Source organism: Bradyrhizobium sp. sBnM-33 (genome assembly GCF_032917945.1).
Taxonomy (GTDB): Bacteria; Pseudomonadota; Alphaproteobacteria; order Rhizobiales; family Xanthobacteraceae; genus Bradyrhizobium.
Genome location: NZ_CP136624.1, coordinates 2,402,359 through 2,418,013, shown reverse-complemented (window position 1 = coordinate 2,418,013; position 15,655 = coordinate 2,402,359). Strand labels below are relative to the sequence as shown.

Sequence of the window (15,655 nt, the reverse complement as noted above, 5' to 3'; positions counted from 1 at the left end):
CGCTTCGGTCTGACGCACCATCCCGAAATCATAACCCTGCTTCAGCCTGTTGGCCGGGCGACCTAGACTGATGATGTGCAATCTCTATTCGATCACAACAACAAATCAGGAAGCGATCATCCGGCTGTTCCGCGTGATCAATCGCTACGTTGGAAACCTCGCCCCAATGCCGGGGGTCTTCCCCGACTATCCGCAGCACCGACAACGGCACTGAGCTAACGATGATGCGCTGGGGTATGCGGCCGCCACCGAGGATTGCCGTCCCTCCGGTCACGAACATCCGGAACACCTCGCCGCCGCACTGGCGCGGCTGGCTGAAGCCGGACAGCCGCTGCTTGGTGCCCGTGAACAGCTTTGCCGAATACTCCCAGAGCCCAACCCCGAGACCAAGAAAGAGGACGTCGTCTGGTTTACCCTGAACGATGGCCGCCCGCTATTCGCATTTGCTGGCATCTGGACCGAGTTCATAGGCCCTCACCTCGTCTACGGTTTCCTGACGACATCGGCGAACGCAGTCGCGGAGCCGATACTCCCAAAGGCTATGCCGGTGATCTCGACTGTGCGGATGCGCGCGCCGTGGGGTGACGGGAAGGCGCTACAAAGACCGCTGTCGAATGGACTTATGATCGTAAAGCGGGGTGCGGATAAGGAAGACGCTGTTCGGGCCCTATTACAACGGCCAGATTTCTAAGCCTCTACCAACAAGCGTAACTTTGCATCGTATCGAACGCTTTGCTCGCCAACGAGGGCCATTGCATCCGCCTTGGCACTGGCATCATTCTAGGTCCCAAGGAATCCGATGTATTGGACCCGGGCCGCCATCGGTCGCTCGGTCGGGGTATGTTCTTGACTAGTCATTTTACCCTGCCGCCTTCCAGCGGAACACTCATAGCTCCCCATGTAGAACGCAAAGGCGTCGCCGCCGTTTCTTGCGCCGCTTCAGCTTTGCTTTGATGGCGGTCCAGTCAATGTAGTCATAGTCGCCGGACCACGAATAGACCTCGACACCGCACACCTGGCATCTGAACGTGCCAACGTCCTGCAACACCTGACGATATTGCGTTGCTTTGTAACCTGCGTTGCAGTTCGCGCAACAAAATACGACGATGATCTTCGCGCCGGTAGCTATCCGGCTATTCTCACGTTTGATTGATGGTCTTGCTGGCACTAGTCAACCGAGCCCGAAACGACACGAATAAGTTCAGTCGTGATGTCGATTTGCGACCGGCAAAACGCGAACTGTAATGCCGTAGCTTCCGAACGATCTATGGCGCGCGCAACCTTTCGGGCGTAATCCATCCGCACGGCAACAATTCGCTCTAGCAGGGCGAGCGATTGCGCAGAGGTCGGCGCGCCCAATTTACTCACTGCATCGAAGAACAGCGCCAGCGCGCTTTCGGCATTATCAATTCCGATTGCGCCGAGTTCGCGTAGTGGTGCGGGCACCTCTATCTTGGTTTCCATCATCGGTGGTGCCAATCAATTGGCGTGAACCGAAGCCTCCGTCTTTCCATTTCTTCGCGAAGCTCGTCCGCGTAGGCGCGGACCCCATCACCAGCAAAGCGGTAGCGGCTTCCAGCATCTAAGACGACTTGCTCACGGACGTTCTCGTAAAACGCCAATAGGCGTTCGTCCTTCATCTGGGAATAGTTCATGGATCGCCTAAAACGTTGCCGAAAATGACATTTTAAGCCGCGCTTCGGCATTGTGCCAAGGGATATTTCGTTTCATGCAAAGATAAGCGCATCAAGCGCGGCGCAAAGAGGACAGCGGCGAAAAAATTCACGGCGTCCGCCGCGAAACTAGCATGCTACGATTCTTCGCGGTGGTTGGGCGTCGGGAACGCGAAATGAACCTTCCGACTCATCGAGAGCGACAGGTCATGCAACGCCTCCGTGGCGGTGCCTGGATCAAGGCTTTCACCCTAGCGAACGCACCCAAGACAATCCAAAACTTGCTTGCGAAAGGCTGGATCGAGAGCCGCGGTACCGCAGGTGAATTAGCCTACCGCCTGACTGATAAGGGCCTGGAAGCAAAAAGGGCGCCGGTGCAAATCTGCCCGAAGAAGGCCTCAGCTACCCTCTGAGAGCCTTCAGCCAAGAGTGCCCCGGCGGGAAAGATAGCCGTTTACGACCTTGAGACCAGTACTCGTCAGATCGCCAACGGAGGTCTCAGCCGCCGCGATGATCTGTTCGGCAATAAATTTTCGAATGGACTCATGGTCCCGGTCCGGCGGAAGCTTCCGACAAGCATATTCAAGCGCCGCCGTCATGTTAGCGAGAGTGGTTTGGTCGAATTTCAAGCAGTGAGTTCATAGGTCTCGCCGTCGTTGACAATAAACCATACCGCATGCGCGTAAAGATACGCTTCCCCGACGCGAACCTATCCCGGCCAGATCGTCCCAGTGAACCGTTATGTCGAGTGGGTGTTCAATTCTAAGCGCAAAGATACCCACTGGGAGAAACGGAAGCTGAAGAGAGCCGCCATTCGGGAAACCAGTTTCACCAATCAATCGCCAAGCCTGCCAAAGTAGCGCTAGTCTGAGGCTGAGGTTGGATACATCGCCCGGAGTGTCGGGCGCGTGCGAATAGTCCGGCTTGTCACAAATTGTACGCCGACTTCCTGGCCGTTTAACCGGACCAACTCGCACCGCCGGAAGGCCAATCCTGTCTTTGAAAGCAATAGGAAAAACTGACGTGATCTCAGGACATCTGTCGATCCATCTATTCGAAGACACGCGCCCGTCTCAGAAACATCAACGAGTACGCAATCACGACGCCAGGTGCCATCAGCGCCCAAGAGAGTGGCTCGGTACTCATGTTCAAATTGAATGCGCTTCGCTTTTCGCTTATCTCGGTTCATACATTCACGCCGTTCAGTAGCACCTTCAAGAGCGATCTAGAAAGCCGAGACACGAATTACTCCTCCGGGTGGCGCCTTGCTTCCGCCTCCTCCCGACAGGCAGTTGGTAATCAGTCAGGATGCTATCCCGTCAGCTCGCTATTAGCCGCGATACGCCAGAGACACAGGCCATCCTCTATTTCAAAGCGCGCGTCCACGCGGCGCGAAACTCGACCAAGGCATCGGCTTTAAATGAAAGCAAAAGCGAGCAGGCTCGAGCAGAACAGCGCGAGGCCTGCCGCGGTCAGTGCCAGCAGGCTGCCGGAGACAAGATCATGATTGCGCATGAAACATCCTCGAGTGCAGCGCAAGGAGAGCGCCAATTGCTGCCTTCGTTCGACGTTCAATACATAAAACATTACTCGAATTCACTGCACTATTCCTGCTGCTGCTACGAAAGAACGCATTTTTCCAGCGTGATCGGCGGACGGTTCGCCGTCTTACGGCGACGACAAAGAATATCCAGGTTTGCGAATTCCGGCCGTGAAAGAGACCAGCTCTTCGGCGTTTCCAGGCCTAACAAGCGAGGTTGCTAGAGGCCGAGACATTTACACCAATGTCGGGGCACACGTCAGCGCCAGCCGAAACGGCAGGCCGTTGGTATCCGCGAGTGCATGAATCTTGCTGGTCAATCCGCCCCGAGACCGTCCCATCGACGGCCTCCGGTTCCGTGTGATGCACGCGCCATGCTGATACACGCGGACAATGGAGGTGTCGTTCATCTGGACAGCCGTGTCGCGGGCAGCGGCAAATGCGTCTATTATAGGCGGGCGCTCCCTGGGAGTAATCGAAACCGATGATGACGCTGACCGATCTGGAGCTGGAATTCATGAACCGACTCGCGTCCGCGCCCTGGACCAGCACGCCGTTTTTCGACCACGGCTGATCGAACTGGAGCTCGTCAAGGCGGAGCCGCTCGCCTTGGACGAGATTGAGTATCGGGTCACCGAGGCCGGAAGGCGGCCGTCCGCGACGGTCGGCGATCGTTCCGAGGCTTCTCACCGCCACATCGTGGGCGCCTTGCTGAGCGCCCCTTGCGGCCGACCCGCTTCAGGCTGTCGGCCGTGGTCCCGCCCCGCCTTGCCGCTATGATTTTCGCGGCCACCTGCGTTCGGGTGCCGGTTTCGTACCGCGACACGCCTTGACAGGCATCGTCGAGGACCGCGCAGTAGCGCGGTGGTCTGGGCGTCGAACATCGGAGATTGCCCCTCAGTCGTCCAGACCGAGGATAACTAACGCCGCGTGTTCCAGGATTCACGAAGGTTAAAGCGCGCCAGAAAATTTCAAGGGCTACCGGTCGGCACCGCTCGCCGCTGCTATTGCCCCGCCCGGCGCAGAGCGGTCTCCAGCTTCTCCTTCTGCTTCTCCCAACGGGTCTCTTCGGCTTGTGCCCGCTTTTCGAGTGTGGCGCGCTGGGCTTCGATTTCGGCGACCCCTCCTGTCGTGCTCCCGCCTGCCCTGCTCGATGCCGCTTGGGCCCTGGCGACTGCCTGCTGGCGGCGCTCATGACTTTGCTCGACCGAGCTACACCAGCACGGGGGACACGACCTTTCTAACTGGCCGCCCCGTCGCGTTCTCGATTAACTCGCGCTGTGATCTCATCACACCGCTACTTGCTGCGATATTGCTTCACTACCGCTCAGTATCGGTCCCGATAGGCGCCGCGCCGCTGGCGCGCGAACGCGTACTGGGGATTGATCCCGCAATAGGCGTTAGTACCGCTCGCGGTGGCCATGCATTGGGCGTAGCTGGAGAATTGGCAATTGCCGGGATAGCCCCATATGCGCCCTTGCAAGCAGTAGCTATCCGGCCCAGCAGGCGCGGGCGAAAAATCATAGGTCTGAGCCCGGGCTTGCCATGCTGCCAAAGCCATACCCACGAATTGTCAAAGCCAAAGTGCGCATTGGATCCTCCTCGAAGTCGGCACAACGCTAGTGCGCTTAGGCAGCAGGCAATATTGATCCAAGTCAATTCACGTTCTCGATCACAAATACGCAGGTGGTAGTCCGGAATAGGTTAGAATAGCAGGATCGCGATGCTCAGCATGACGGCAGACAAGATACCAATCCTCATCGTGCCGACCTTAAAAGGAAGATCTGCTCCCTGATAAATCTGCAATAAGGATCTTCGCGACCGGCAATACTGTCAGGATGATGATGAGACCGCCAACTGAAGCGCCCTACTTCTTTAGGGACCTCGGCAGAACGGTTGCGAACGGTATGCTGGCGAGCGGTCGCCCAGCTTCATCCGCGATGACCAAAACCTCTGGAACGTCTGGCATACCGCTCTTGATCGCTTCGGCTAAAAGCTCGCGCGTGGCTAGTACAGCCTCATTCTCAGCCGCAGATAAATCTGGTAGCTCTGTTCCTTCCTCATCGAGCGTTATTTCGTTGCCGGCACTTAGGTGAAAGTAGAAGCGTCCCAAGGCGAACTCCAATTGAACAGAAACCTATTTGGTGAGTGGGTTTTCGCAGAGGTCTACAACGCTGGGCATGAGGCACCGAGCACCGCCAATTGGACCACACGCCAAAAAGTTGGTTTGGCTCGCTATGGACGGAGAATTACCATTCCACGGAACGTTGACGTTCCGGGGACCGCACTATTTCGCTCTCGAGCCGCACGGCGTCATCGTCTTTGCCGGCTCCAACAGTCGGCTCGTGCAACAGGGTTACGTTCGATCCTGTACAGTAACGACATGTCGATATTGATAAATGCAACGTGTCCTGCGTTGACGCTTAAATTCCGCGTTCGAGCGCCTCTTTCGACGGATTTCACCACACCAATTGTCCGATAATTGCGGAAGTATTTATTTGGGTCTGCGAGGCCGGTGCAAGCGCTTTCCGGAAGACATCTTCGAAGAGTGCCCCCGGATCTTGCGGCAGACGATCAGCCGGCCGAGCGGGGTGCGCAGCTCGTCGCTAAAGGAAGCAAACTCAAGGATGGAACTCCAGACATCGATGCTGCCGGATTTGCCCAGCCCAACAAGACAGGTCGGCAGGAGTCCCCCTGGGATTCAGGAGGTGATCCGGCGATTCGTGTGGGAAATCAGATCCATCAATTTGTGTCTGGAGGGACTTCGCCAATTCCAGGCCAATGTACTTGGCATCACCGGTCCACAATGGATGATCTTGATGGCTTTAGCTGACTTGGACAGAGAAAACGGTGTTCCGGTCAATGTGGTGTCGCAGTTGATGCACGTCGACCCTTCGTTCGTCACGACCCAATCAAAGCTGTTGGAGAAGAAGGGCTTCCTGCGGCGCAAGCCCTCCACTAGCGATGCCAGGGTCGTGCAGATGTCGCTGACGGACAAGACTTACAAGCATCTCGCGAGCGTCGCCGCACAACAGGAAGCGCTCGATGAATTTGTTTTTGGTGATTCCGGTGTTCACGAATTGACCGAGCTGGCTAACAGGCTCACTGCACTCAGGCATCGCCTAGGAGCCTGTCCCTATAATGGACTTAGGATTAAGCGAAGCGGGTTCTGAAGCTTTTTTTGGGGAGACAGGTTCTCCTCAGCGTGCGGCGGCGAGTTTCGCGAGGTTGTGGGCGATGCAGATCATGGCCCATTCGGCTTTGACCTTGTCGATGCTGCGCAGGAGGAACTGGCGGAAGCCTCTTGCCTGCTTGATCTGACCGAAGACGGGCTCGACGATCTGTTTTCGCAATCGATATCGGCTTCGATAGCCTGCGCGCTTGAGCTTTGTGCTCATTCTGGCGACGAGCGTGCCGGATTTGAGCTTTCTTTTTGTCGTGGCCGCCTTGGTGCCGTGCTTTTGCCGTCCGGTGGCGACGTAGCCCTCGATCCGGCGTCGAATGAGCGTGCGAAGATTGGCTTGCGAGCAATAGCCTGCATCGGCCGACGCTTCATCCGGGTTCTTCCCGAGATTGGCTTTGATGGCATCGAGCAATGGCGCAAGCTGCGCCTGATCGCTTGGCGAGTTGGTCAGCGTGTGCGCCACGATGATCTGATGGGCGCCATCGACGGCGGCCTGTGCGTTGTAGCCCTGGATGAAGCCGTTTTTGGTCGGCATCACGCGGCTGTCGGGATCGGTGAAGTTGCGCTGCGCCTTGTCGCTCGGCTCTGCCGTGACGGGCTTGGACTTGCATCCCGGCCGGCCCTTGCCGCCGTCGCCGGAGCGGTCGTCGCCCGGCTTCGAGGCCGCTTTGGCTTTGGCTTCAGCTTCCAGCGCAGCCTTGGCGGTCCGGATCTTCTCCAGCCGCTTCTCTTTGTTGGCCATCCACTCGGGCATTTCGTCGCCACGCTTCGAGGCTCCGAGCTGACGATCCTCAGCCTTGTCGGCTTGGGCGGCCTGGGCCAGCCAGCCCTCGACCTCCGCCGCAAGCCTCGGCTCGGCCTCTTTCATCCGGCCATAGCTCATCGCCTTGTTGATCCCGGCATTGGCCTTGATCTTGGTGCCGTCGAGCGCCACGTGGCCAAGCTTCACGAGCCCCGCCGCGCGACACAGCGCAAGAACCTGCCGGAACAATCCGGAGAGCGCAGCCAAATGCCGCTTGCGGAACTCGCTGATCGTGCGGAAGTCCGGACGCTGCATCCCCGTTACAGCCGCAAAATCCAGCCGCTCCTCGCAGCCCCGTGCGATCTTGCGCGACGAGTAGATCCCCTGGCTGTACGCATAAAGCAGCAGCGCTACCATCATGCCAGGATGATAGGGCGGAAAGCCGCGCTCCTCGTCGTAGACATCCATGATCCGCGACAGGTCCAAGCCGGTGCGAACCGTGTCGCGCACAAAGTGGGCCGTGTGCCCGGAAGGCACCAAATCCTGGATCGATGGCGGCAGCAGCCAAACCTGATCAACGTCCCAAGGACGAAATGTCTTGCTCATCCACCGTTTGAATCACGACGCTTGTTCTTCGTCGAGAAAAATCCGATTACTTGGACAGGCTCCTAGAGAAAGCTCGCTTGAAAGTCGCTCTAGAGTTCTGAAGACCAAAAACGCACAATCGTCTTGAATTGACGCCCTGACTTGATCATGTCTGATCGAATTCCAACCTTCAATGTTTTCTTGAAGCGGCACGGGCGAAGGTGGTTGTGGTCGCTCTACACGATCGAAGGCGCGCTGGTCATGACGGGTTCAGGAAGCAACCGATCCGCTGCCAGCTATGAAGCCAATAGGGCACTTTTTCTATTGCTGCTGAGCGCGCCGTATCATTTGCGACTTTCGGGTCGAGCGATCCAAGCTAATCAAGGGGCCCACCCTCGGGTATGAGCGAATTTTGCATAAAACGATGTCGGAATGCAGCACTTTTTATCATCGTGAATGAAAGATTCCATGCAGAGCGCTACCGACGAGGCAAGAGAGACGAAGCATGTTTCTCCTCAACCAGCACACCGACCACCGCGCTCCCCACGATGCCTCGGACGCCGACACGCTGGGCGTGGAAGTTGCTCGCGAGGTCGAGCGGTCTCTCAAGCATCGCGATGGCCACAAGGAAACCCCTCTCATTTCTTTGCCGGGCCTTGCCCGCGAGATTGGAGTGGGTTCGATCCATCTAAAGGACGAAGGCCATCGTCTCGACCTTGGTAGTTTCAAAGCCTTGGGCGGTTCCTATGCTGTGATCCGTCTGGTGCTCGAGGAAGCAACTCGGCAGCTCGGTCGCGATGTTGACGTGTCCGAGCTGCACATACCTGAAGTGGAGACCGTGGCAAGAGGTATGACGGTCTCTTGCGCCACGGATGGCAACCATGGCAGATCAGTTGCTCAAGGTGCCCAGCTCGTTGGTGCAAAATGCGCCATCTTCGTTCATTCAGGCGTAAGCAACGAGCGCATCGCCGCCATCGCCCGCTTTGGCGCGCAGATGGTCCGCGTCGACGGCAACTATGACGATTCCGTCGTCCAGGCATCCCAAGTTGCGGCTCAAGAAGGTTGGATCACGGTGTCTGACACGCCTGGCTACGAGCGCATCCCGCGCTTCGCAATGCAGGGATATACCGCACTTCTGAGCGAAGCACTACGCCAGTTGTCGGAGCCGCGACGCACGTCTTCATCCAGGCAGGCGTCGGTGGGATCGCCGCAGCCGTTGCTGGACATCTATCAGTTCTGTTGGGCGACGACCGCCCGTTCTTCACCGTGGTCGATCCCTCGCGGGCAGCATGCCTCTTCGAAAGCGCGCGGGCCGGGCATCCTGTCAAGGTAGATCATGGGCAATCGACCGTGATGGCGATGCTCGAATGCTACGAGCCTTCGCTCGTCGCTTGGCGCATCCTTTCACGCGCCGCGGACGCCTTTATGACTGTCGACGACGAGGACGCAATCAGCGTGATGAAGCTTCTGGCAAATCCGAAGGATGGCGATCCCGCTGTCGTTGCAGGCGAAAGTGGTGGTGTTGGCCTCGCAGCCTTACTGAAGGCTGCTTCTGACCCGACCTTGCGTGGCAGGATTGGTCTTGGACCCAATGCACGGGTCTTTCTGATCAACACCGAGGGCGCGACCGATCCTCTCCTGTACGAACAGCTCGTCGGTGCGACGCCAGCGCAAGTGACCGCGAAGAATATTAAACCGGTCAAGAACAGGTCAACGGATGGGGCGAACCCGTGAGCCTTTCGTAAGCCGTCCCGTCCGTACGCCCTGGGAGACTGGCCAGCGTTCGGCGCTTACAGAACGCTCATCGCCACGCAGAGGCCGGCGCCCTGCGCGGCGCGGGCTTCATGTCCCTTCGAGCAGGGCACGCGGGACCGGCTTACTCAGAATGAGGGGGTTTTGAGTTGTGCCGGTGCTCTCCGACTTGTCGGCCGGGCTCAAAGCCGGCATCACAAACTTCATCGCTGTCAATGGGGCGCCGGCAAATCGACGCTCACGCAAATCTCGCAGAAGATGAATCCGGGACACGGCCTAGTGGTTCATCACAGTGATTTTGACTCTTTGGCGGTGGTTGGATATGCGCGGCCGAGTTTGGCGCGGGCTTTGTCGGTTGTGAACATCCATTTGATGCGGTCTCGTGCTTTGTTTCGCTGCCGTTGCCATGCTGCGATCTCTTTTCGGAGCCGTTTGCGCGTACCGAGCGATCGCGACCGGGCGTTCCGATTGATCACGACCGGCTGTACCGATTGATTGCGACCAGGCGTTCCGATTGATCGCGACCACCCATTCCGGGCGATCGCGACCAGCCTGTGGACGGGTGTGACGGGCGCCGTTGGGTGATCTGCGAATCGGCATGGTTTCGCTCCTTTCCACGAGGAGCGGGGGCAAATGCCAGGACCGAGATTACCTATGCGCAAAATTCGCGACGTGCTGCGGCTGTCCGCCGCCGGCATGTCCAAACGCAAGATCGCTGCCAGCCTGGGGATGAGTGCAACGGCCGCCGGGGAGTGCATCCAGCGGGCACGCCGCGCCGGCCTCACCTGGCCGGTACCGGAAGGCCTGACGGACGAGGCGCTGGAGGCCCGACTCTACCGACCTCCAACGGTCGGCGCAAAGCGTCGACCGCAGCCAGACTGGGCGGCGGTCCACCGTGAGCTTCGCCGGCCAGGGGTGACGCTGCAGCTATTGTGGGAGGAGCATCGCGCGGCCTACCCGGATGGTTACGGGTACAGCCGCTACTGTGAGCTCTATGGCGCCTGGGCGGCGCGGCTGTCGCCGACTATGCGACAGAGCCACGTCGCTGGCGAGCGCATGTTCGTTGATTACGCCGGCACGACGCTTGAGGTGATGGATGGTTCGACCGGCGAGGTACTGACAGCCCAGCTGTTCGTCGCCTCGCTCGGCGCGACGAACTACACATATGCGGAGGCCACCTGGACGCAGGGCCTGTCCGACTGGATCGGCTCGCACACGCGCGCCTTTGCGTTCATCGGCGGGGTTCCGGCAGTGGTGGTGTCCGACAATCTGCGCTCGGGCGTCACCAAGGCTTGCTTCTATGAGCCGACGGTCAACCGCACCTATGCCGAGATGGCGGCTCACTACAACACCGCCATTGTTCCGGCGCGGCCGTATCGCGCCCGCGACAAAGCTAAGGTAGAAGTTGCGGTCCAAATTGCGACTCGATTTATCGTCGCGAAGCTGCGCAACCGGCAGTTCTTCTCGCTCTGCGCATTGAACGTGGCCATCGCCGAGCTTGTCGCACAACTCAACAACCGCGTATCGCGCCATCTCGGTGCGAGCCGCCGCGCGTTGTTCGACGAGATCGAGCGCGCGGCGCTCAAACCGCTGCCGGCCGAGCCCTACGTCTTTGCCGAATGGAAGGAATGCAGGGTCGCGCTCGACTACCACGTCGAGATCGAGAAGCACTACTACTCGGTGCCGCACCAATTGCTGCGCGAGAAGGTTTGGGCGCGCATCACGGCGCGCACGATTGAAGTCTTCCACTGCGGCAAACGCGTTGCCGCCCATGTGCGCTCTTCCTCCGACCGCAAGCATACGACGGTGCGCGAGCACATGCCGTCGAGCCACCGGCGCTATGCCGACTGGACGCCAGAGCGCCTCCGGCGAAGCGCCGCCGAGATCGGCCGCCGCACGTCGGCACTGATCGCGACTATCCTGCGGGAGCGCACGCATCCCGAGCAAGGCTTCCGCGCCTGTGTCGGCATCCTGCGGCTTGCCAAGACATATGGCCGCGAGAGGCTCGAGGCTGCGTGCGGCCGCGCGCTCGAGATCGGCGCGCGCTCCTACAGTTCGGTCAACTCGATCCTCAAGAACAATCTCGATCGCCAGCAGCCCGCAACGCCCACGGACGGGCCAGCGATAGCGCACGACAACATCCGTGGCCCGACCTACTTCCATTGAGGAGATGACGACTGATGCTCTCACATCCCACTCTAGACCAGCTCAGAGCGCTCAAGCTCGACGGCATGGCGCAAGCCTTCACCGAGCTCGAGGTGCAAGAGGAGGCTCGCAATCTCGCGCACGCCGAATGGCTGGCTCTGCTGCTCGACCGCGAGGTCGCCTATCGCAGCACCCGTCGCTTCCAGGCCCGACTGCGCGCCGCCCGGCTGCGGCACAGCCAAGCCGCGGTCGAGGACGTCGACTACCGCACGCCACGCCGGCTCGACAAGGCGCTGTTCCAACAGTTGGCCACCTGCCGCTGGATCGCCGAGCACCGCGGCCTGCTGGTCACCGGCCCGTGCGGAATCGGCAAGTCGTGGTTAGCCTGCGCGCTCGCGCAAAAGGCTTGCCGCGACGGCTACACGGTCCACTACACGCGCGTGCCGCGTCTGTTCGCTGATCTCGATCTCGCTCATGGCGACGGCCGCTTCCCGCGACTGTTCCGGATGCTGGTCAAGGTCGATTTGCTTGTATTGGACGATTGGGGACCCGACCGCCTCTCAGCCAGTCAGCGGCGCGATCTCATGGAGATCGTCGAGGACCGTCATGGCCGCGGCTCCATCCTCATCACCAGCCAACTCCCTGTGGCAACTTGGCACGAGGTTATTGGCGAGCCCACCGTCGGCGACGCCGTGCTGGATCGTATTGTCCACAACGCTTATCGGATCGAGCTCGACGGCCCGTCTATGCGCAAGCTCAAAGCCGACGAGGAACGGCTGGCGCCGGCCGCGGCCACACCGCCAGCCAACGGCAAGCCGCCCACGGGAGCAAAAATATGAAGCGCATCGCCAGCCCACCGGCCGCCCCCGTGGGTCAACAGGGACCTCCCGCGCGCGCTGCTGCGTCAGCCGTGGGGGCACTCCGCAGCGCGCGCGGGTCCCTCCTGTCGACTACCGGGACGGCCTCCACCGCGCTTGACGTCGAGCCAAAACACTGAGATCAGAAAATGCACCTGACGGCACCATCACACTGGTCGCGATCGATCGGAATGGGTGGTCACAATCCGTCGTAGCGGGTGGTCGCGATCGTCGGAATACGCAGCCGTTTGGGGTCGTCGATGCGGCGGCCGAGACACTGGCGCTGCAGCACGCTGATCTCGCACTCGACCATGTTGAGCCAACTGGCGTGTTTCGGGGTGTAGTGGAATTCGAGGCGACGCAGGATGCGACCGGCCTCGGCGGGCGCAAATGCTTGATACAGCGCGCCGGCGGTGTGGATCGCAGATTGTCCTGCACGACACGGATACAGGCGGCATCGGGATAATGGACGTCGACGAGTTCACGCATGCAGTGGGCGTAGTCCACGGCGGCGCGGCGGTCTGTTATCTTGACGTTGCGCCAGCCGCAATGCGGATCGAAGGTGACGAAGAGATTGACGGTGCCGTTGCGGCGGTACTCGTAATCGTAGCGCTCGCGCTGTCCGGGCCTGGCCGGGATCGGCTGACGCACCTCGCCGATGAGCTTGGACGGGGGTCTCGTCGAAGCAGACCAGCGGCCGCTCGGGATCCGGCGCCTCGGAATAGAGATCGAGCACGTCCTCCATGCGGGCGACGTATTCGCCGTCGACATGGGGAATGCACCACATGTCCCTGCGCCATGGCTTGAGGTCGTTCTCGGCCAGCCGGCGACGCACGGTCTCGCCCGACAGGCTGTCGTGATCGGTGAGCTTGACCATCGTGTCGGCCAGCAGCGTCAGCGTCCAGCGTTTGCGGCCGGCGGGCGGCTTGGCGCATGCGGTCGCGACCAGCAGGGCCTCTTCCTTGCCCGTCAGCTTGCGTTCCGCGCCCGGACGCGGCTCCTCGCTCAAGGCCCGCTCCAGATTGCCTTCCACGAAGCGGCGCTTGGTCCGGCCGACGGTGGAGAGGCTGACACTCACGGTCCGGGCAATCTCCTCGTCGCGGCGGCCCCGATCGGCCGCCAGCAAAATCTGCGCCCGCTTGAGCTTGCGGGCGGCGTGTTTGCCGCCGCCGAGCATCGCCGTCAGTTCATCGCGCTCGGCTTGGCTCAATTCGACCCGATAACGTACATTCATGCTTTGCCTCCTTGGCGGAGGCCGGGACGAATCCAACGATGAGTCAAAAATCAGGCGCGCGTTTCACCGAGAAGCAGGGGCACTACCTCGCTTTCATCCATACCTATTCGTACATGTTCGGACAGCCGCCCGCCGAAGCCGACATCCAGCGCCATTTCCGCGTCAGCCCGCCGACTGTCCACCAGATGATCGTCACCCTCGAACGGAACGGCTTCATCCGACGTCAACCCGGCGTCCCCAGAACCATCGAGATTCTCTTGCCACCGGAAAACTTGCCCATCCTCGAATGGCTCGGTATCAAAACGTCAAAATCACTATGATGAACCACTAGATTAGCGTTTTCTTGGTTCGAATCATATCAGGCGGCGTCGGCGAGTTTGTAGGACCACGTGTGGATGACCGGATGGCGATTGACATCGTCGATGCCAGCCATGATGCGCTCCTTAAGCTCGTGTTTTGAAGTCACCCGGATATGGCGCAGGACTGAACGGGCGAACTTGGAGAAGAATCCCTCGATGAGATTGAGCCACGAGCCGTGCTTGGGGGTGAAGGTGAGCTCGAAGCGCCCGCTTGGTCGAGTGGCGAGCCAGGCTCTGGTTTCTCGCGAGATGTGCGCGGAATGATTGTCGAGGATCAATTTGATCGCAGTGTTCGGCGGATAGGCGGCATCGATAAGTCTGAGGAACTCGATGAACTCTCGACTGCGATGGCGATCTTTGACAAGGGCGTGGACCTTGCCGGTGAGCAGATCAATCCCAGCCAACAGGCTGAGCGTGCCATGTCGTTTGTATTCATGGTCGCGCGCAAAGCTGGCGTGGACACCAGGCTTGGGCGGCAAATCTGGCGCCGTCGTTGCGATGGCCTGGATTCCCGGCTTCTCGTCGCAGGAGACGATCGTCACCGGCTTTCCCCGCCGCTTTCCCTTGGCAGAGGCTTTCTTCAGGACTTCGACTTCACGATAGACGCACAGCACCTCCGCCATCTTCTGTTCGAACTCGGCGTCGCGATTTTCAAGATAATAACGCACCTTGTGCGGCTTGATTTCCTCTTGACCGAGGATCTTGCACACCGTTCCCTGGACCAAATTGGCCAAACACGCATGCCCCGCCGCCGGCCCGTGTTCGCGCGCATGGCGCGCCAAGAGCCGCGTCGTCCACAACTCATGTGGATAGCCGTGGTCCTTGGCCTTGTCGCAGGCCAGCGACACCAACCAGGCTTTGGCTTCCGGCGTGATCGTTGGTTCCTTGCCCGGTCGCGGACGATCATCAAGGGCCGCCAGCGGGCCATCGGCCAGCGCCCGCTCGACACAGCGCTGCACCGTCTGATGATGGACCCCAAGTCTCTGGCCCACCGCGCAGAACGAAGGATTTTCCCGATACGCCAGCAGCATCTGCGCCCGCGACACCCGGCTCGCCAGTTCGATTCTCGACCGCGAAAGCGTCGTCAAGGTCGCTATCTCTTCATCACTCATGGCCAATTCGACCGCTCGCCGCCATCCTGCCATGATACAGCTCCTCGTTTCGCCGACCGCAAACGAGGAATCCGCCAACAACCCGTCCGTTCCATCAATTCAGCCTGCTGCAGCACGCGGGTTTCATGGAATTGGTCGTCTAGATCCCCGCTGGAGCGGGCTGCCGCCCCTTGCTGCTCGGCAAGTCCAAGCGGTTTGATGACGCCGATCAACGACGGATGTGCACGCCAGCGGGCGTGTCGTTGCTCACTTTCCTATCATCGCAGCCCACCGCCACTCCGATAGCCGCTGCGACTACCACCAGCAGGATAGTGACGAAGAAATCCACGACCCAGCGAAGCCGACTGTGGCTCACCAGAAACCCCACGAGCTTAAGCAGTTGTCGAGCGAGAGCATACCAAGCTGCGGGAACAGGATTACTCTGTTGTGGGACACGGCATAGCCGGAATCCTGCAGCCGTTCGCCAAAATGC

General features: G+C 59.8%; 12 protein-coding genes and 5 pseudogenes. 6 read left to right on the top strand and 11 right to left on the bottom strand.

Going from position 1 to position 15,655, the window contains the following annotated elements:
* Positions 1 to 73: 73 nt before the first annotated feature.
* Positions 74 to 691 (top strand): annotated as a pseudogene (locus RX328_RS11175) (SOS response-associated peptidase family protein).
* Positions 692 to 1,167: 476 nt separating this feature from the next.
* Here RX328_RS11175 and RX328_RS11170 read toward each other — a convergent pair.
* From RX328_RS11170 to RX328_RS11140, 7 genes and pseudogenes are all read right to left on the bottom strand, one after another.
* Positions 1,168 to 1,467, bottom strand: coding sequence for a phasin (locus tag RX328_RS11170; RefSeq protein WP_108522621.1), 300 nt, complete (start codon positions 1,465 to 1,467; stop codon positions 1,168 to 1,170).
* Entirely contained in the window at positions 1,464 to 1,655 is a 192-nt protein-coding gene (locus RX328_RS11165) for a hypothetical protein (RefSeq protein WP_108522622.1), read from the bottom strand. Before RX328_RS11165 ends, RX328_RS11170 begins: the two co-directional genes overlap by 4 nt.
* A 437-nt stretch (positions 1,656 to 2,092) precedes the next feature.
* Positions 2,093 to 2,302, bottom strand: a complete 210-nt coding sequence (locus RX328_RS11160; RefSeq protein WP_145963756.1) for a hypothetical protein — start codon at positions 2,300 to 2,302, stop codon at positions 2,093 to 2,095.
* 233 nt (positions 2,303 to 2,535) lie between these two features.
* Positions 2,536 to 2,862, bottom strand: coding sequence for a PilZ domain-containing protein (locus RX328_RS11155; protein WP_082656127.1), 327 nt, complete (start codon positions 2,860 to 2,862; stop codon positions 2,536 to 2,538).
* 608 nt (positions 2,863 to 3,470) lie between these two features.
* Positions 3,471 to 3,656, bottom strand: a pseudogene (locus RX328_RS11150) (IS5/IS1182 family transposase); the annotation flags it as partial.
* Between the two features lie 884 nt (positions 3,657 to 4,540).
* A complete protein-coding gene (locus RX328_RS11145; protein ID WP_213256728.1) occupies positions 4,541 to 4,774 on the bottom strand; it encodes a DUF3551 domain-containing protein in 234 nt (77 codons plus the stop codon).
* 306 nt (positions 4,775 to 5,080) lie between these two features.
* Complete coding sequence (locus RX328_RS11140) at positions 5,081 to 5,326, bottom strand: DUF6894 family protein (protein ID WP_057900968.1); 246 nt, start codon at positions 5,324 to 5,326, stop codon at positions 5,081 to 5,083.
* 514 nt (positions 5,327 to 5,840) lie between these two features.
* Between RX328_RS11140 and RX328_RS11135 the strand changes: the two genes are divergently transcribed.
* Positions 5,841 to 6,386: a MarR family winged helix-turn-helix transcriptional regulator gene (locus tag RX328_RS11135; RefSeq protein ID WP_409410913.1), complete on the top strand. Its 546-nt coding sequence runs from the start codon at positions 5,841 to 5,843 to the stop codon at positions 6,384 to 6,386.
* A gap of 27 nt (positions 6,387 to 6,413) precedes the next feature.
* Here the strand turns inward: RX328_RS11135 and RX328_RS11130 are convergent, their stop codons facing one another.
* Complete coding sequence (locus RX328_RS11130) at positions 6,414 to 7,745, bottom strand: IS1182 family transposase (protein ID WP_317258702.1); 1,332 nt, start codon at positions 7,743 to 7,745, stop codon at positions 6,414 to 6,416.
* A 484-nt stretch (positions 7,746 to 8,229) separates the two neighbouring features.
* Here RX328_RS11130 and RX328_RS11125 point away from each other — a divergent pair.
* A pseudogene (locus RX328_RS11125) lies at positions 8,230 to 9,458 on the top strand (diaminopropionate ammonia-lyase).
* Positions 9,459 to 9,763: 305 nt separating this feature from the next.
* Here the strand turns inward: RX328_RS11125 and RX328_RS11120 are convergent.
* Positions 9,764 to 9,922: pseudogene (locus RX328_RS11120) on the bottom strand (IS630 family transposase); the annotation flags it as partial.
* Positions 9,923 to 10,130: 208 nt separating this feature from the next.
* Between RX328_RS11120 and istA the strand changes: the two are divergent.
* Entirely contained in the window at positions 10,131 to 11,642 is a 1,512-nt protein-coding gene (istA, locus tag RX328_RS11115; RefSeq protein WP_317258694.1) for an IS21 family transposase, read from the top strand.
* Positions 11,643 to 11,656: 14 nt separating this feature from the next.
* Positions 11,657 to 12,460: an IS21-like element helper ATPase IstB gene (istB, locus tag RX328_RS11110; RefSeq protein ID WP_214494615.1), complete on the top strand. Its 804-nt coding sequence runs from the start codon at positions 11,657 to 11,659 to the stop codon at positions 12,458 to 12,460.
* A 259-nt stretch (positions 12,461 to 12,719) separates the two neighbouring features.
* Here istB and RX328_RS11105 read toward each other — a convergent pair.
* Positions 12,720 to 13,712, bottom strand: a pseudogene (locus RX328_RS11105) (IS630 family transposase); the annotation flags it as partial.
* 38 nt (positions 13,713 to 13,750) lie between these two features.
* On the opposite strand from RX328_RS11105, the gene RX328_RS11100 reads away from it, so the two are divergent.
* Positions 13,751 to 14,032, top strand: a complete 282-nt coding sequence (locus RX328_RS11100) for a LexA family protein (protein ID WP_317258701.1) — start codon at positions 13,751 to 13,753, stop codon at positions 14,030 to 14,032.
* Positions 14,033 to 14,070: 38 nt separating this feature from the next.
* On the opposite strand, the gene RX328_RS11095 is transcribed toward RX328_RS11100, so the two are convergent.
* Complete coding sequence (locus RX328_RS11095; RefSeq protein ID WP_317258700.1) at positions 14,071 to 15,216, bottom strand: IS630 family transposase; 1,146 nt, start codon at positions 15,214 to 15,216, stop codon at positions 14,071 to 14,073.
* Positions 15,217 to 15,655 lie beyond the last annotated feature (439 nt).